The organism is Polaromonas eurypsychrophila (assembly GCF_014641715.1).
Classification (GTDB): domain Bacteria; phylum Pseudomonadota; class Gammaproteobacteria; order Burkholderiales; family Burkholderiaceae_C; genus Polaromonas; species Polaromonas eurypsychrophila.
Map to the genome: position 1 here is coordinate 424,196 of NZ_BMIG01000001.1, position 15,751 is coordinate 439,946.

Consider the following 15,751-nt stretch of genomic DNA (forward strand, 5'->3'; position numbering starts at 1 on the left):
CTTACTGCGAGCCTGCTGGCCGCCGGGTGCTGGCGAACTTGCGCCGCAGGTAGAGCCCGCCGAAAGCCAGGCCGAGCACCATCGCGAACCAGCCGACCAGCGCGGCACCCGCGACGATTCCCTGCATGCCGGGTGATTTGATGAAATACGGAGAGACCAGCACGGCCAGTCCGATCAGGACGCACAGACAGGCCTTGAACAACAACTCGTTGTTGGCCTTGTTGCTGTGGCGGCGAGTAGGGGGAGGAGGTAGGGGCATGCCCGATTGTCGGGCCAAATCTTCAGGCATGCAGGGCAACTGAATTTTGACCGCTTGAGTCATCTGGCCTGAACCTGATGCCTCAACGACGTGCGCCGGATCAGGCCACCCGTACGAATTTAGCGACGGAGGGGATGCCTTGCGAGTCCATCACGAAAAGCATGTAGTAACCCGGCGGAACCAGTGCGCTCGATGATGGAACGACCGCTGTCAGTCCGTTGCTGCGTGGCTGGACGCGCAGCTTGATCGCACGCTGGTGCATGTCATTGCCATGCGTCGTGGCGCCGGGCGCCACCAATACCGCGCTGACCATGTCACTGCGGTCGGTGGAAATATTGAACGATTGGCCGTAAGTGACATTCGTGGGTGCAGCGGTGATTGTGGGTTGAGGGCCTTTGAACAAATACGGCGGTGAATAGACCTGGGCCTTGTGCTGGAACGCGGCTTGCGCTGAGTAGTCCATATCATCCTGCGACAGCAAGACGGTTGCGTCGGGAAGCAGAATGGCCGTGGAGTGGTAGGCGGCCTGAATGGTGTGCGGGGCCAATTTCAACCATGTACCCGTGGTATCGATGGCTGCCTTGGAGTAAAGCTCGGTACTGAATTCCGCGTTTTCATAACCGTACAGGCCTTTGTTGCCGCCCACGGTCAGCAGTGTCCCGTCGGGCAGGATGACCGTGTTGGCGTTGTGCCGGGGCGTCTGCCATTGGGGGTAGGTGTTCCAGCCCAGCGCAGGGTTAAAGCCATCCAGCCATTCGTTGGCTGCCAGCGGGACTTTTTCCGTGTGTCCACCAGCAACCATGATCAATTGTCTGGGTTGGGCGGTTGAGGTATCGGTATAGGAGATGCCATTGCCCAGGTAGTAATGGTCGCTTTTCATGCGCGGCAGACTGCTCCAGTTCCATGTTGCCGGATTCAGCTGGAAACTGCTGGCGGCATTTGGCCCGGCCTCCAGCATTTGCCCGGATGGAAGCAGGAATTGCAAGGGGTAAAGGCCGGAAGCATTGTGCGTGGAGACGACCTGGATGGTGCCTATGCCGTTCATATTGGAATCAGGCGTCAACACCTCGACGGCGTTGGTGATGGCGCCTGAGCCAGTTTCGTCCATCCCGCTGGTGATGACAATCCGGTTGTCGGCCAGCTGGGTCACCGTCGGGTACCAGCGACCACGCACCATGTCAGGCTGTTTGGCCCAAAGTTCATTCAGGGGGTTGAAGGTGTAATTGGTCAGCGTCCCAGCCCAGTTGGTGGCGCCGCCGAGCGCGTTGGGGTCGGGGTAGCGCAGGTTGCCTCCAGCGAGATAGACGCGACCATCACTGAGGATGGTTTGGCCGGCACACCAGACGTTTTCCGGCGGGGGAATGTTGTAACCGGTCCGGCTAGCCGGATTCCAGATGAACGCAACCCCGTTTTTCGAGTTGGCCGGGTTATGGTAATCCACGGGGTCATAGGACCAGAACATGACTTTGCCCGTGTGCAGAAGTACCGCGGCAACGCCCACGACAGGGATGATGAACGGGTCGCTCCAGCGGCCCATCGTGGCCGGATCCAGACTTCCTGCTGCAGCAGCGAGGGTTGGGGTGCCGCCAGGTTCCGCCAGCGCTGATCCGCCGCCCAGCCCCCGAAGGTCTGCAGGTTTGTTTTTGCGGATTTTGAACGCTGCTTGTTTGGCCGCCTCGTCGTCTTTGAGTGTTTGATCGGCGGACTTGAGAATGCCGGCTGCCGAAACCTTGCGCACGCCGCGTTCAACCTCGCATTGAACCAGGCGCATCTGGGCATGCTGGTCAGCGTGGCGCACGCCCAGTGTTTCCGTTTCATGGCGATATTTTTTCGCTTCTATATCAGCGGGTTGGCAAGCCTTGGCGCCTCTTGCATGGGCATGAGGGGCGGAAGGCGTCTGCGCCATTGACGAAAACGGGACGGCGAGCAGATTTGCGAGAAAAAAAGCGGAATAAAGTGTGACCGGGCGGGACACGGGGACGAGGGGGTAGGGCATATGATGTTTATCCAAAGTGGAAGGCAAAAATGCATAAAAACGTAAGGGGTCAAAAAACTGTAACTCTCGAAAATCCCGGTGCCGTGAGATGCGGGCGACAGCCGACGTAGGACACTTTTCTGTGGGTTTCCACGGGATTGATCGATCTGCACACGGCATACGGCAAACGGCAGAGCAAACAAAAGAAGCGAGACGATGCCAAAGGCGACGGCGGCTGTGACACGTAGGTCTACGGCGTCACACTGCCTTGGCTTGCAACCATCCCGCATTTACGCGATGACTACCGAAGGGCATTTTTTGAAGACTTTCGCTGACTCTGATCTAGTACCGGCGCGTTTCGGCAGCGGCCAGGCCGTGCACCGCCTCGAAGACGACGCGCTGCTGACCGGGGTCGGCCAGTTCACCGACGACGTGACGCTGGAGCAAGAGACCCATCTGTTTTTTGTGCGTTCTCCCTATCCCCATGCACGCATCGCCGCGCTGGACAGCACGGTCGCTTTGGCCATGCCGGGTGTGCTGGCCATCGTCACCGGCGCCGATCTGGTGGCGGCCGGTGTCAAGGCGATTCCGGGCATAGGCGGCTTTTTGCGCGCCGACAAATCACCCTGCGCGACACCGCCACGGCGCGCGCTGGCCCACGAACGCGTGCGGTTTGTCGGCGAGCCGGTGGCCGCGGTGGTGGCCCTGAGCCTGCGCCTGGCGCGCGACGCGGCCGAGGCGATCATCGTGGACTACGACGAGTTGCCCATGGTGGTGGATGTGAATGATGCGATGGCCGCCGGCGCGCCGGCGCTGTGCCCTGAAGCGCCTGACAACATCGCGGCCGAGACGCGTTACGGCGATGCTGCGGCCACTACCGCCGCCTTTGCCGCAGCCCGCCACATTGTCAAACTTGACATCGTGAATCAGCGCCTGGCCGCGCTGAGCCTGGAGCCGCGCTCGGTGCTGGCCGGTTTCGACACCGCCTCGCAGCGCCTGACCATCCGCATGAGCACGCAGATGCCCTCGGGCGTGCGCAACTCGGTGTGTGACGCGCTGGGCATTGCCAAAGAGGCGGTGCGTGTCATCGTTGGCGACGTGGGCGGCGGCTTCGGCATGAAAACCGGCGCTTACCCCGAGGACGTGTCTGTCGCCTTTTGCGCGCGCAAGCTGCAGCGTGCCGTCAAGTGGGTGGCGGACCGCAGCGAGGAGTTTGTCTCCGCCACGCACGGCCGCGACCTGCAAAGCCGCGCCGAACTGGCGCTCGATGAAAGCGGCAAAATCCTGGCCTTGCGGCTGGCCTCGCTAGCCAACGTCGGTGCCTACCCGACCGGTGCGGGCGCGGCCATCCAGTTGTTGATCGGTCCCTGGGTGCAGACCAGTGTGTACGACATCCAGACTATTGACTTCCATTTCCGCGCGGTGTTGACCAACACCGCGCCCACCAGCGCCTACCGCGGCGCCGGGCGGCCAGAAGCCATTTTCATCATGGAGCGGCTGATGGACGAGGCGGCGCGCCAGACCGGCATGGACCGCCTCGCGCTGCGTCGCCGCAACTTCATCCAGCCGGCGCAGATGCCTTACAAAAACCCCATGGGTCAGGTCTATGACAGCGGCCGCTTCGAGTCCGTGATGGACCAGGCGCTGCTGCTAGCCGACTGGCCTGGTTTTGAGGCGCGCGCCACCGCGTCGAAACAGCGTGGCTTGATGCGCGGCCTCGGCATTTCGACCTTTCTCGAATGGACCGGCGGCAATGCGCTGGAAGAACGTGTGACTTTGTCTGTGCGTGCCGACGACGGCGTGATCGAGGTGTTCTCTGCCGTCAATGCCATGGGGCAGGGCATCCTGACCTCGCTGACGCAACTGGTGGTGGATGCCTTTGGTGTGCCGCCCGAAAAAGTGCGCGTTGTGCTCGGCGACACCGACCGCGGCGACGGTTTCGGCAGTGCCGGTTCGCGCTCGCTGTTCACCGGCGGCTCGGCGGTGCGCGTGGGTGCCGAGCGCACCATCGACAAGGCCAGGCAACTGGCGGCGAAAGAATTTGAAGCCGCCGAACAGGACATCAGTTACGCCGACGGCAAGTTCACCGTGGCGGGCACCGATCTGGCCATCGACATTTTTGCGCTGGCGGCACGTCAGGGCGAGCAGCGCATCTTCATGGAGTCGACCACCGCCGTGGCCGGACCGTCCTGGCCCAACGGCTGCCACATCAGCGAGGTCGAAATCGACCCGCAGACCGGCCATGTGGCGGTGGTGGCTTATGCCTCGGTTAACGATGTGGGCCGCGTTGTGAATCCGATGATTGTGCGCGGTCAGCTTGATGGTGGTGCAGTGCAGGGCATCGGGCAGGCACTGTTTGAACACCTGGTCTACGACCGCGAGACCGGCCAGCCGGTCACCGGCAGCCTGATGGACTACGCCGCGCCGCGCGCTGGGGATACACCGCCTTTTCTCACCGAAATGGATCAGTCCACACCGTGCCTGAACAACCCGCTTGGGGTCAAGGGCGTGGGGGAGCTGGGCACCATAGGCGCTGGCCCTTCGGTGGTCAATGCCGTGGCCGATGCGCTGGCGCGGGCCGGCCTGGCCGCGCAATCGCCACACCTGCAGATGCCCTTGAGCCCGTCGCGACTGTGGGGGCTGATACAAGCGACCTAGCTGATCCGGGCTGTAGCCCGGCGCTGAAAAATTTTGCAAGGAGGGGTTGACAGGCCGTGCCGCCTAAATAAAATACATACCAACCAGTTTGTATTTTATGTCAATCACCCCCACTCTAATTTCCCGCCCTCCTCAGGCCCGTGCATTGCAGACCCGAGGCCTGTTGCTCGACGCCGCACTGCGGGTGATCCGCAGCAAGGGCTACAGCGCGACCACGGTGGATGATGTCTGCCGCGCCGCCGGTGTCACAAAAGGCAGTTTTTTCCATCACTTCAGCGCCAAGGAAGATCTCGCGATCCAGGCCGCGCAGCACTGGAACGAAGTAACCGGTGCGCTTTTTGCCAGCGCGCCGTACCAGTCCGTGCCAGACCCGCGCGACCGCATCCTGGCCTACATCGACTTTCGCGCGCAAATCGTGCAGGGTGACCTGGCCAACGTGACCTGCCTGCTCGGCACCATGGTGCAGGAGACCTTCGACAGCCACCCTGCCATCCGCGCCGCCTGCCGTGAAGGCATGGAGAGCCACGCTCGCACGCTCGAGCCCATGATTGCGCAGGCCAAGGCACTGTATGCGCCTGAGGCTGACTGGAACGCTGAAAACCTGGCCCTGTACACCCAGGCGGCTTTGCAGGGTGCCTTCATTCTCGCCAAGGCGCGGGGCAATACATACATCGCCGTCCAGTGCATTGCACATTTGCGGCACTACGTTCAAAGCTTGCTCACGCCTGTGGCGCAGCCCCCGACCATCTCAACGCATTCCAAAGGAACAATCCAATGACAAACACGCAGAACACCAGCCGCAGCGGCAACACCATTGAATTGCACCGTGTGCTCACCAGCACCCCCGAGAAAATCTGGCGCGCTTTCACGCAACCCGATGCCTTTGCGCGCTGGCTGCCCCCCAACGGCTTCACGGCGCATGTGTATGAGTTGGATGCTGTGGTCGGCGGCAGTTATCGCATGTCGTTCACCAACTTCACGACCGGCGGTGAGATGTTCTTCGGCGGCAACTACCTGGAGTTGCGTCCGAATGAATGTATTGCCTACACAGCAAGTTTTGAAGACCCGAATCTTCCGGGCGAGATGACCACACACATCACGATCAAGCCGGTCTCGGTCGGCGTGGAAATTCAAATCACCCAAAGTGGCATTCCGGCGGTGATCCCAGCAGAAGCCTGCTATCTCGGCTGGCAGGAATCGCTGAGGCATCTGGCCAAACTGGTCGAGCCGAATATCCCGGGCTGAGCGCTATCAAACACCCTCCAGGGTCACTAAAGCCCCATTTACCCCTTGATTGTCCAAAAGGATCGCATGATGAAAATCACAGTTGAAGCCCTTGTGAATGCCCCCGTCGCCAGAGTTTGGAGCGCTTACACAACACCCGCAGCCATCAAGCTATGGAATACCGCGTCAAGCGACTGGCACACCACCGCCGCATCGGTCGATCTGCGCGTGGGTGGCGTGTTCAGCTCGCGCATGGAAGCCAAGGATGGCAGCATCGGCTTTGATTTCGCAGGGACATACACCAAGCTGGTACCCACCCAGCATATCGAGTACTCCTTCGGCGACCGGACAGGCGTCGTCGAATTTATCCCCAGTGAAAAAGGCGTGACGGTGCGCGTCACTTTTGATGCGGAAGCAACGCATTCCATCGATCAGCAGCGCGATGGATGGCAGGCGATCCTGGACAATTTCGTCAGATATGTGCAACATGAAGAAATGACCTGATCATCGCTGCTAAAAATCCCGCAAAGGGCACGATCTGCATCTGCGCCTTGCAAGGGTAAATTTCAAAAAATAGGTCTTCAGCCCATACCCCACGGTCATAAATTGCTATTTATTTCATAGTGGTTTGGTGTCTTTCTGCACACGCTGACAGGCACGCGACATCTTCCGGAAACCGCGTAGGACAGCGCCGAAACAGTGGTTTGGCGCACGCGTGCCTGCCTACACTGGCAGCATGATCGATATCCGCAAAGGCCAGGCGCCGGCCGTTTTGTCGCGCAGCATCTTCCATGAACGCTTCATGCAGTCCTTCATGGATCCGGCCTTCCGGGCCGAGGAAGAAGCCATCTCGCGGGTCGAGCAGATTGCCTGGGAAGCCTACAAGGAAGGCCGCAAGGCGCCGGTGACGCGCAAGGCCGGGCGCGCTTATGCCGACCCGGATTACGACCTGTCGGTCGATTGGCTGGACGCCAAAAGCCGCATCAACAAGGCCGCTGCGGCGTGGAAGAAACCGTCGACGCCCTCACGCGTGCTGCTGATCTGCGGATCATCACGCAACGACGGCACTTGCCCCGGCGAAATCTCCAAGACCTTCCGCATGATTGAATGGGCGCAGAAGGTATTGAAGAAGGAGAAGATGGAGACCGACGTGCTCGACCTGAGCCTGCTTACATCAAGCTACCACCTGCACATTCACCCTTGCAAGGGCTGCGTGTCTACCGCCATGCCGCTGTGCCACTGGCCTTGCAGTTGTTACCCGAATCATTCGATGGGCCAGACCAGCGACTGGATGAACGAAATTTATGAACGCTGGACTGCTGCGCATGCCGTCATCATCATGACGCCGGTGTACTGGTATCAGTCGCCAAGTCCGCTCAAACTCATGATTGACCGGCTGGTCTGCGCCGACGGCGGCAACCCCGATCCGACCACTACCCATGGCAAAAAGCCGGCCGAAGCCAAAGCGCTCGAACTCAAAGGCTGGGACTTCCCCAAACACCTGGCCGGCCGGGTGTACGGCCTAGTGGTGCATGGCGACGTGGCCGGCATCGAAGGCTCGCGGCGCGGCCTGTCGGACTGGCTGGACTGGATGGGTCTGATGGATGCCGGCAGCCAGGCACGCCTGGACCGGTATGTCGGTTATTACGAACCGTATGCGACCAGCCACCAAGCGCTGGACGTCGACACCGCCATGCAGGCCGAGGTGCGCAATGTGGCGACCGCAGTAGCGAATGCGGTGAAAGAATTGCGTGCCGGCAAGCTGTCACAGCCCGACAAGGGCCTGACGCGGCCACGGCCCAAATAATTCACCCTGTTGTCAGGCCGGATCGGCATTTTTTTGGCGCGTATCGCTGTAGGCGCCTGATTGAGAGTTTGTAGCTTGAAAGCACTTGTCGGACCATCATCGTGGTCAAAAACAGTTCTCTCGTGTGCACGGCTGCTTACAAACTCATGGGCTCTGCGATGTCAGAAATAGAGGAACTGATTGCAGGCGAACGAGCCAAGTTAATGACACCCTGCATTCCGGCAAAACCAAGGCCTTCAGCTCAACAACCCCCACCTAGGAGAAACACTATGTATGGATTTCACGTGACGCTCAATCTTTCGTTTGACGAGGCCGTGGAGCGCGTCACGGCGGCACTGAAACGCGAAGGCTTCGGCGTCCTGAGCGACATCGACATTCGGGGCGCGATGAAGGAAAAGCTCGGTATCGACATGCCACCGTACCGTATCCTTGGCGCCTGCAACCCGCCGCTAGCGCACAAGGCCTTGCAGGCCGACCCTGACATCGGCTTGCTGCTTCCCTGCAACGTAGTGGTCCGGCAGGAAGCAGAAAGTCGGGTCACTGTCGCAATCATCGATCCCATGGTGATGATGGAGATGGTGAAACAACCCGAAGTCCAGCATGTTGCGGAGGACGCCGCGCAGCGGCTGCGGCGAGTCTGTGAAAGCCTCGGGCAGTGAGATATGGATTCAATTCCTCCCAGTTCACTTCGGGGGTTGGACGATTCGCGTTGATCCCCGCGAGCCCGGATCTGCTTGCGATGTCGTGCACGTAAAATACTGCAGCCGATGCCCACCGTCGATGTCGATCCTGAAGGCCCCGCGTCTTGTTCGCCCCGAGCGCATCTTTGCGCGCCTGGAAACGGACTGCGATCGCCACGATGGTTGCGGCTTCTCGCAGTGGGCCTGCTGCGGATCGGCGTCCGTGTCGCCGTAATTTCCGTGCCACAGTTCTGTCGCATCAGGCGCTGCTCGGGCGAGCCGGAGAGATCCTACGCGGCTACTGGAGCGGTCTAGCCGGATGACTTAACTGCCTGCTGGCCATGGCGGCGGCCACGTTGGCAGTGAATTTATCTGGGAAGCGTGAGGGCTCCGGTCGGCCTCGATGACATAGCCTATCACCGGATGGTAGTCAGTAGACGTTCTTCAGCTCTTCGCCGCGCAGATACTCCAGCTCATGGGGTAAGCAGATCAATCAGTCGCGAATTGATCCATCATGCCGCAGTTCTCATGCTCAAGGACGCGACAGTGGTACATGAACCAGCATTGCAGGATTGCCACGCCTGAGCCCGGATTACTTCGAAAAGGAACAAACAAAACGGTTTGATGTGAGTGCGATGGAAATGCCAAAAACGATGTGAATAATCAAACTCGGATAAATCACAGAGAAATCAAGCGCCCAGGGTGTTCTATCTCCGAAACTCAGCGGAAGAACGAGAGAATTGAGGACGACATAGTAGACAACGCCGTAGATTGCGCCAACAGACCATGCAGGAAGTCGGGTTTTTGACAATACAAGAAGGATGAGCAAGGGGGCGGCGGATATCCAGCCGATGGCGAAATGTTCGATGAACATCAACAGGCGAAATGTCAATTCGGAAAGGTCAGTGAAAAATGCCTCAAGTAGTTTTTTTCCGTAGTGCCCAACGCGAAGCCCAAGAAGTTGGAACAGAAATCCAAAAGGAATCATCGCGATCGATGCAATGGTTCCCGATCGAACAGACTCTTTGGCAAGACCTTTGAGCAAGCCTTTTTGATTTAACGTTCTTGTCATCCATTGCATAGTTATTTGCAATTCCATGTGAAGTATGCCTGCGTTATGTTGAATAAATCATTTGGAAAACTGCTATCGAAATGACTGCATGGTTCCAAGTTCCCGTCAGATGCTTTCTTGCACCGGCGGGTCTGGCAAAGATCCTTGGCGTTCAATTCGGGCCGGTCGCGAGCCCGAGAGTTTCCCGACCCTCTGAGCAGGCTCAGCGTGGCGCAAGGATTCGACTCAGCATCTCGACGATGGTGCACCTTGCTCATTTTGCAGATTTCCGTCGGTGTCTTTGTAAAGGGTCGTCGGTGTGGCAGTAAATCCCAGTTGCTGCATCAACGTCTGGTTGGCGTCGAGTTGCACGCGGACTTTGGGCGAAATCTGAGCCGGGGGCGTCACACCCACCGCTGCGATGTTGTTGTTCATGCTGAGTCAGCGCGGCCTGCGGGTCTGCGGGAGGTCACCGTCCGTGGTGTGCTCACCTCTTATGTCCGCGCAGGGTCAAGATTGTGTGAAAACGCAATTTACTTTTGAACTGCGAACTGGAGCTCGCGCCTTGGCGTGAGCCGCCTCCCCCAGACCGTCCTACACTGCGGGGCTTTGCCGACGCTCAGGCCAACTGGGACTGGTTAATTTCCCACCTGGACAGCATGCTCAAACGCCTCATGCACGCTCAAAAACACCTTGCCCTGCAGGCGCTGACCGAGTTCGGTTGAGCGCAGCCGGTCCATCACCGGACCCTTGACCTCGGCCAGCGTGAACTCGATGCCTCTGCTCGCCAGGCTGCGCTCGAGCTGGGTCAGCACGCCCAGAGCGGTGGCGTCGATCTGGTTGACGGCGGAGCAAATCAGCAGCACGCGCCGCACCGACGGGTCGTGGGCCAGCAGCGCCTCGACCCTGTCTTCCAGCACGGTAGCATTCGCAAAAAACAGGCTCTCATCGACGCGCAGGGCAAGCAGACCGGGGACGGTCTGCACGGCGTGTCGCTCGACGTTGCGGAAGTGCTCGGTGCCGGGCACCCGCCCGACCACGGCCATGTGCGGGTGACTGCTGCGCCAGACCAGAGCAGCCAGTGACAGCGCCACACCCATCAGGATGCCTGCTTCCACACCTAGCGCCACCACGCCCATCGCCGTAGCCAGCAGCGACAGCGCGTCAGCACGGTCATAGTGCCAGGCTTCCTTCAGCGTCTTCAGGTCAATCAGCGAAGTCACCGCCACGATGATGGTGGCCGCCAGCACCGCATACGGCAGGTAGTAGAAGAGGCCGGTCAGAGCGGCGATCACCAACGCCATCAGCGCGGCCGAGATCACCCCCGCTAGCGGCGTGTGTGCACCGGCCGCGAAATTCACCACCGAGCGCGCAAAGCCGCCGGTCACCGGGTAGCCGCCCGACAGGGCACTGGCGACATTGGCGGCGCCCAGGCCCAGTAGCTCGCGGTTGGGCTGGATGCGCTGCTGGCGCTTGAGCGCCAGCGACTGCGCCACGGACACGCTTTCGACGAAGCCGATCAGCGTGATCAGCAGCGCAGGCAGCCAGAGCTGGCCCAGCGTGCTCACGCCGGGCAGTGCCAAGGTCAGTTGCGGCAATCCTTGCGGCACGGAGCCCACCACACTGACACCGGCGGTCTCGTTCAGCTTGAACAGCCAGACCACGGCGGTGGAGACGATCACGGCCGCCATGGGCGCCAGCTTGGCCATCAGGTCGGCCGCTTTGGCTGGCACGCCCAGCCGCGTCAGCAGCGGAGCCAGGTAGCGGCGGGCCAGCAGCAGGAAAAGCAGGCTGGCCCCACCGATGGCCAAGGTGACTGGCGTGGTCTGCGGCAGCGCCTTGGCCAAGCCGACCAGGGTCTCCAGCACGTCCGAGCCCGCCACCTTGACGCCCAGGATGTACTTGAGCTGGCCCACGGCGATCAGCACCGCGGATCCGGTGATGAAGCCGCTGATGACCGGGTGGCTCAGAAAATGCGCGAGAAAGCCCAGGCGCAGGGCGCCGAAAGCCAGCAGCATCACGCCCGAGATCAGCGACAACTGGATGGCCAGTGTCACGTACTCGGCCGATCCGGCGGCGGCCAGCGGCTGCAAGGCGCTGGCTGTCATGAGTGAAGCGACCGCTACCGGTCCGACCGCCAGAGTCATGCTTGAGCCCAGCAAGGCGTAAGCCACGATGGGCAGGATGCTGGCGTACAGGCCCACTTCGGGCGGCAGCCCGGCCAACAGGGCGTAGGCCAGGCTTTGCGGAATGAGCATCACGGTAACGATCACACCCGCGGTGAGGTCACCGGCCAGCCAGGCCGGCCGGTAGCTGCGGAGCCAGGCAGGTAACAAGTTCATGAAGTTGTCCTTGTCATGAGAAATGAGCGGGGGCTGACCAGGAGCGGGGCTTCACGCGGCGGCCTGGGCCAACTGATAAAGCTGAGCCGAGCGCGCCCCCGAGTGGCAGAAAGCCAGCACCGGGGCGGGAGCCGTGACCAGCGCCTGCCGCATGGCCACGGCTTGCGCCGGCGTGATGGCGCCGCTGACCACGGGCAGGTAGACATAGTGCAGACCAGCCGTCCGGGCGGCCTGTTCGATATCACGGCTCAGAGGCTGGGCACTGCCACCCTCGCCATCCGGGCGGTTGTTGATCAGGGCAGTGAAGCCCATGGCGGCAAGACCGTGGACGTCACCGACCGTGAGCTGTGCGGTGACCGCGAACGCCGCGTTCAGATGACGAATCGGGGCTACCATGTCAACGCGCACCAAGCCGCTGTGTGCGCCGCTCGCTCAACTCGAACAGAAGCATACCCGCCAGCATGGCCAGCACGAACACCGCCGCCTTGGGTTGCCCCGTCCCGAGCGAGACGAGGGCCGGGCCGGGGCAGAAGCCCGCCAGACCCCAGCCAACGCCAAACATCAACCCACCCACCAGCAGACGCTTGTCGATGTCGCGCGAGGTGGGTAGGTGCAGAGCATCGCCCAGGAAAGTGGTGGTGCGTTTTTTCGCCAGCGCGAAGGCGAACACGCCGATCAGGATGGCGCCGCCCATTACCAGCGCCAGCGAAGGATCCCAGGCGCCGAATAGGTCCAGAAAGCCGATCACCTTGCCCGGATCGGTCATGCCGGAGAGGATGAGGCCGATGCCAAAAATCAGCCCGACCACGAATTCAGAAATGCGATGTTTCATGGGTGTTTCCTTATTATTCGGTTCATGAGCTCAGTGCGTGTCGCACCAGGTATACGGTCACAAAGCCGGCGCCCATGAAGGCGAGCGTGGCCATGAGCGAGCGGGGCGACAGGCGTGCCAGGCCGCAGACGCCGTGACCGCTGGTGCAGCCCGAGCCGTATCGCGTGCCCACGCCCACCAGCAGTCCGGCAACCACCACCGTGGTCCAACCCGCGTCGATGCGCACCGAGGTGGGTCCGGCCACCAGGAAGTACAGCATCGGTGCGACCAGCAGGCCGAGAAGGAAGGACAAACGCCAGCCCACGTCGCCGGATTTCGGGCGGAACAGGCCACCCACAATGCCGCTGATGCCGAGGATGCGCCCGTTCACCAGAATGAATAGCGCCGATGCCAGGCCCAGCAAGATGCCACCGGCCAGCGAGGCCCAGGGCGTGAAATGATTCCAGTCGATAGTCATCGTTTTTTCCTCTTGGGGTTGTCACAAAATTGTTCGTACAGCACATTCATCACGGCCAGCGCTTGCGGGCTGTCGATCTGGTAATAGATGCTCTTGCCTTCACGGCGCGTACTGACAAGGCTTTCGTCGCGCAACACGCCCAGCTGCTGGGACAGCGTGGGTTGCGCGATTCCGACCAGCGCTTCCAGTTCACCCACTCGCTGCTCTCCCTGTGCCAGCTGGCACAGCAATAGCAGCCGGTCGGGGTTGGACAGCACCCTCATTAGGCGGCTGGCCTCGTCGGCGGCGCTGCGCAAGATGGCGAGGTCCATGATGGTGTCTACCTGCATGGTGACGTCACTCCTTTTTGATTTAAGACATAGATAGTATATTGACAGATAGTTTGTTCGTCAATATACTATTTGAATAGAAACTCACGCGACAAGGACCATTGCATGACACCCACCGTACAAAGTTTTTTCGACCCCGCCACCTGGACCGTCAGCTACGTGGTCTATGAAAAGGAAGTCTCAGCTTGTGCCATCATTGATTCGGTGCTCGACTACGACCCGAAGTCTGGACGTACCAGCACTACCTCCGCCGACAAGCTGATCGCATTCGTGCAGGAAAAGAACCTGCGGGTCGACTGGATTCTGGAAACACATGCCCATGCGGACCATCTGTCAGCGGCGCACTATCTGCGCGAGAAGCTGGGCGGAAAAATTGCCATTGGCGCGGCCATCACCGATGTTCAGGACGTGTTCAAGCGCATCTTCCACCTTGAAGCGGAGTTCCGGCCGGATGGCCACCAGTTCGACCACCTGCTGCAGGACGGCGAAACGTTTGCCATCGGCGTGCTCACCGCCGAGGCCCTGTCGGTGCCCGGGCACACCCCGGCCTGCATGGCCTACCGCATCGGTGATGCGGTGTTTGTGGGCGACACCCTGTTCATGCCCGACGTGGGCACGGCGCGCTGCGACTTCCCTGGCGGCGATGCCCACAGTCTGTACCGCTCAATGCGCAAGCTGCTGAGCCTGCCGCCCGAGACACGCCTGTTCATGTGCCACGACTACCCGCCGGAGGGGCGCCCGGCGGTCTGGGAAACCACGGTGGCCGAGCAACGGGCGAAAAACATCCACATTCATGACGGCGTGAGCGAGGATGACTTCGTCAAGATGCGCAGCGCGCGTGACGCCTCGCTGGAGATGCCGGTGCTTATTCTGCCCTCAGTGCAGGTCAACATCCGTGCCGGCGAGATGCCACCAAAGGAAGACAACGGCGTGTCGTACCTGAAAATTCCACTCAACGCCTTGTGATCCCTTGCCCGTCCTTAACTTGAAGAAAGCCCATGCAATGAGTGAAAAATGAATTGTGATGCCGCTGGTCAAGGATCACTACTACCGCTTCCGGATTACCTTTGCCGAGGAAGTGCCCGATTTGACTGGCGACGAGGCGCTACCTTCCCAGAAAAAATCTGAAATAGTAAGGACTGGCGCAGCCAGCCCATCCGTATGGACCCCATGCGGGGTCGGGTCAGCGAGCAGCTAGCAGCAGTTTTTGCACCAGCGGGTGCAGCAATTTTTTATGCGCTGCGATGGCAAAAAAATGTTGCTCCACATTTTCGCAGGGGCCAATCCGTTTGACGCCGTAACGCGTGACCAGTTCCTCATGCACCAGCTCGGCGGCCGGAAACACGCCCATCCCTGCGGCGCCGAAGGTCTTGAGTAGGGCATTGTCCTCAAACTCTCCCACCAGGTTGGGCGTGATCCCCAGCCGCTCAAACCACTGGTTGATCGGCACCCGCACCGCGCCGTGCGTGGTGGGCAGCAGCACCGGCACCTTTACAAGCGACTGAGGAAAGCCTTTGCGCGCGGCTGCGTGCAGAGACGGGGCGGCGTACCAGGCCAGGGGCGAAGAACCGAGGGAATGGCTGTAGAGCTTGACATTGGGGTGGGGCGGCGCCGGACGGTCGGCCAGGATCACGTCAAGCCGGTGCAGCGCCAGATCGCCCAGCAGGTCTTCGAACTCGTCTTCATGGCAGACCAGCCGAAGCCGGGGCGTACGCATGACGGGTTGCATCAAACGCCTGACCGCCAGTTTAGGCAAGCCCTCGGAAATGCCGACAGCCAGCCGCACGGTGGGTGCGCTGACGGCATCGCGCACCAGCGCGGGCAGTTGCTCGCCGAGCTGAAAGATCTGCTCGGCCTGCTGCAGCGCCGCGGTGCCGGCATCCGTCAGTGCCAAGCCACGGCCCTTGGGCTTGAGCAGGGCGTAGCCGAGCGAGCGCTCCAGTTCGCGCACCTGCGTGCTCACGGTTTGCACTGCCATGCCGAGGCGCGCGGCGGCGCGGGTCATGCCTCCTTCCTTGGCGACAACCCAAAAATAGTACAAATGGTGATAGCTGAAGTCTTTGTGCATTGTCAGTTTTATCGGGAAAATAACTTCTATATTGTCTGCTTTTACAGAAACCCATAATTGCGTATGGTG

The 15,751-nt window shown here is 60.7% G+C and carries 18 protein-coding genes; 7 read left to right on the forward strand and 11 right to left on the reverse strand.

What is annotated here, in order from left to right; all coding sequences use genetic code 11:
- Position 1: 1 nt before the first annotated feature.
- Together IEX16_RS01990 and IEX16_RS01995 are read right to left on the reverse strand one after the other, a co-directional pair.
- Positions 2-259 (reverse strand): hypothetical protein, encoded by a 258-nt coding sequence (locus IEX16_RS01990; RefSeq protein WP_188706045.1) that lies wholly within the window; start codon positions 257-259, stop codon positions 2-4.
- A 100-nt stretch (positions 260-359) separates the two neighbouring features.
- Positions 360-2,255, reverse strand: a complete 1,896-nt coding sequence (locus IEX16_RS01995; RefSeq protein ID WP_229676112.1) for a galactose oxidase early set domain-containing protein — start codon at positions 2,253-2,255, stop codon at positions 360-362.
- A gap of 297 nt (positions 2,256-2,552) precedes the next feature.
- Between IEX16_RS01995 and IEX16_RS02000 the strand changes: the two genes are divergently transcribed.
- The 6 genes from IEX16_RS02000 to IEX16_RS02025 all read left to right on the forward strand — a co-directional run bounded on the left by IEX16_RS02000 (position 2,553) and on the right by IEX16_RS02025 (position 8,582).
- Positions 2,553-4,892 (forward strand): xanthine dehydrogenase family protein molybdopterin-binding subunit, encoded by a 2,340-nt coding sequence (locus IEX16_RS02000; RefSeq protein ID WP_229676113.1) that lies wholly within the window; start codon positions 2,553-2,555, stop codon positions 4,890-4,892.
- Positions 4,893-4,989: 97 nt separating this feature from the next.
- Positions 4,990-5,670, forward strand: coding sequence for a TetR/AcrR family transcriptional regulator (locus IEX16_RS02005; protein WP_188706049.1), 681 nt, complete (start codon positions 4,990-4,992; stop codon positions 5,668-5,670).
- Positions 5,667-6,137: an SRPBCC family protein gene (locus tag IEX16_RS02010; RefSeq protein WP_188706052.1), complete on the forward strand. Its 471-nt coding sequence runs from the start codon at positions 5,667-5,669 to the stop codon at positions 6,135-6,137. The genes IEX16_RS02005 and IEX16_RS02010 overlap by 4 nt, the downstream gene beginning before the upstream one ends.
- 69 nt (positions 6,138-6,206) lie before the next feature.
- On the forward strand, positions 6,207-6,620 hold the full coding sequence (locus IEX16_RS02015) for an SRPBCC domain-containing protein (protein ID WP_188706054.1): 414 nt from the start codon (positions 6,207-6,209) through the stop codon (positions 6,618-6,620).
- Between the two features lie 232 nt (positions 6,621-6,852).
- The gene (locus IEX16_RS02020; RefSeq protein ID WP_188706281.1) at positions 6,853-7,923 is read left to right on the forward strand and encodes a flavodoxin family protein; all 1,071 of its coding nucleotides are present in this window, start codon (positions 6,853-6,855) and stop codon (positions 7,921-7,923) included.
- Positions 7,924-8,192: 269 nt separating this feature from the next.
- On the forward strand, positions 8,193-8,582 hold the full coding sequence (locus IEX16_RS02025) for a DUF302 domain-containing protein (protein ID WP_188706056.1): 390 nt from the start codon (positions 8,193-8,195) through the stop codon (positions 8,580-8,582).
- 510 nt (positions 8,583-9,092) lie between these two features.
- On the opposite strand, the gene IEX16_RS20330 is transcribed toward IEX16_RS02025, so the two are convergent.
- The 8 genes from IEX16_RS20330 to IEX16_RS02065 form a co-directional block, all read right to left on the reverse strand.
- Positions 9,093-9,251, reverse strand: coding sequence for a multicopper oxidase domain-containing protein (locus tag IEX16_RS20330; RefSeq protein ID WP_373288260.1), 159 nt, complete (start codon positions 9,249-9,251; stop codon positions 9,093-9,095).
- Positions 9,196-9,702, reverse strand: a complete 507-nt coding sequence (locus IEX16_RS02035) for a hypothetical protein (RefSeq protein WP_188706060.1) — start codon at positions 9,700-9,702, stop codon at positions 9,196-9,198. Before IEX16_RS02035 ends, IEX16_RS20330 begins: the two co-directional genes overlap by 56 nt.
- A gap of 198 nt (positions 9,703-9,900) precedes the next feature.
- Positions 9,901-10,089: a hypothetical protein gene (locus IEX16_RS02040; protein ID WP_188706062.1), complete on the reverse strand. Its 189-nt coding sequence runs from the start codon at positions 10,087-10,089 to the stop codon at positions 9,901-9,903.
- Positions 10,090-10,292: 203 nt separating this feature from the next.
- On the reverse strand, positions 10,293-11,996 hold the full coding sequence (locus tag IEX16_RS02045) for a SulP family inorganic anion transporter (RefSeq protein WP_188706063.1): 1,704 nt from the start codon (positions 11,994-11,996) through the stop codon (positions 10,293-10,295).
- 51 nt (positions 11,997-12,047) lie between these two features.
- A complete protein-coding gene (locus IEX16_RS02050) occupies positions 12,048-12,392 on the reverse strand; it encodes a protein tyrosine phosphatase family protein (protein WP_188706065.1) in 345 nt (114 codons plus the stop codon).
- 1 nt (position 12,393) lies between these two features.
- Entirely contained in the window at positions 12,394-12,828 is a 435-nt protein-coding gene (locus tag IEX16_RS02055; RefSeq protein WP_188706068.1) for a YeeE/YedE family protein, read from the reverse strand.
- A gap of 22 nt (positions 12,829-12,850) precedes the next feature.
- Positions 12,851-13,285, reverse strand: a complete 435-nt coding sequence (locus IEX16_RS02060; RefSeq protein WP_188706070.1) for a YeeE/YedE family protein — start codon at positions 13,283-13,285, stop codon at positions 12,851-12,853.
- A complete protein-coding gene (locus IEX16_RS02065; protein WP_188706073.1) occupies positions 13,282-13,614 on the reverse strand; it encodes an ArsR/SmtB family transcription factor in 333 nt (110 codons plus the stop codon). Before IEX16_RS02065 ends, IEX16_RS02060 begins: the two co-directional genes overlap by 4 nt.
- A gap of 105 nt (positions 13,615-13,719) precedes the next feature.
- On the opposite strand from IEX16_RS02065, the gene IEX16_RS02070 reads away from it, so the two are divergent.
- The gene (locus IEX16_RS02070; protein WP_188706075.1) at positions 13,720-14,580 is read left to right on the forward strand and encodes an MBL fold metallo-hydrolase; all 861 of its coding nucleotides are present in this window, start codon (positions 13,720-13,722) and stop codon (positions 14,578-14,580) included.
- 217 nt (positions 14,581-14,797) lie between these two features.
- On the opposite strand, the gene IEX16_RS02075 is transcribed toward IEX16_RS02070, so the two are convergent.
- The gene (locus tag IEX16_RS02075; protein WP_188706076.1) at positions 14,798-15,682 is read right to left on the reverse strand and encodes a LysR family transcriptional regulator; all 885 of its coding nucleotides are present in this window, start codon (positions 15,680-15,682) and stop codon (positions 14,798-14,800) included.
- Positions 15,683-15,751: the final 69 nt, after the last annotated feature.

Coding starts and splice junctions, on each gene's coding strand:
- IEX16_RS01990 (WP_188706045.1), bottom strand. CDS start 259: ATGCCCCTACCTCCTCCCCCTACTCGCCGCCACAGCAACAAGGCCAAC.
- IEX16_RS01995 (WP_229676112.1), bottom strand. CDS start 2,255: ATGCCCTACCCCCTCGTCCCCGTGTCCCGCCCGGTCACACTTTATTCC.
- IEX16_RS02005 (WP_188706049.1), top strand. CDS start 4,990: ATGTCAATCACCCCCACTCTAATTTCCCGCCCTCCTCAGGCCCGTGCA.
- IEX16_RS02010 (WP_188706052.1), top strand. CDS start 5,667: ATGACAAACACGCAGAACACCAGCCGCAGCGGCAACACCATTGAATTG.
- IEX16_RS02015 (WP_188706054.1), top strand. CDS start 6,207: ATGAAAATCACAGTTGAAGCCCTTGTGAATGCCCCCGTCGCCAGAGTT.
- IEX16_RS02020 (WP_188706281.1), top strand. CDS start 6,853: ATGATCGATATCCGCAAAGGCCAGGCGCCGGCCGTTTTGTCGCGCAGC.
- IEX16_RS02025 (WP_188706056.1), top strand. CDS start 8,193: ATGTATGGATTTCACGTGACGCTCAATCTTTCGTTTGACGAGGCCGTG.
- IEX16_RS02035 (WP_188706060.1), bottom strand. CDS start 9,702: ATGGAATTGCAAATAACTATGCAATGGATGACAAGAACGTTAAATCAA.
- IEX16_RS02040 (WP_188706062.1), bottom strand. CDS start 10,089: ATGAACAACAACATCGCAGCGGTGGGTGTGACGCCCCCGGCTCAGATT.
- IEX16_RS02045 (WP_188706063.1), bottom strand. CDS start 11,996: ATGAACTTGTTACCTGCCTGGCTCCGCAGCTACCGGCCGGCCTGGCTG.
- IEX16_RS02050 (WP_188706065.1), bottom strand. CDS start 12,392: ATGGTAGCCCCGATTCGTCATCTGAACGCGGCGTTCGCGGTCACCGCA.
- IEX16_RS02055 (WP_188706068.1), bottom strand. CDS start 12,828: ATGAAACATCGCATTTCTGAATTCGTGGTCGGGCTGATTTTTGGCATC.
- IEX16_RS02060 (WP_188706070.1), bottom strand. CDS start 13,285: ATGACTATCGACTGGAATCATTTCACGCCCTGGGCCTCGCTGGCCGGT.
- IEX16_RS02065 (WP_188706073.1), bottom strand. CDS start 13,614: ATGCAGGTAGACACCATCATGGACCTCGCCATCTTGCGCAGCGCCGCC.
- IEX16_RS02070 (WP_188706075.1), top strand. CDS start 13,720: ATGACACCCACCGTACAAAGTTTTTTCGACCCCGCCACCTGGACCGTC.
- IEX16_RS02075 (WP_188706076.1), bottom strand. CDS start 15,682: ATGCACAAAGACTTCAGCTATCACCATTTGTACTATTTTTGGGTTGTC.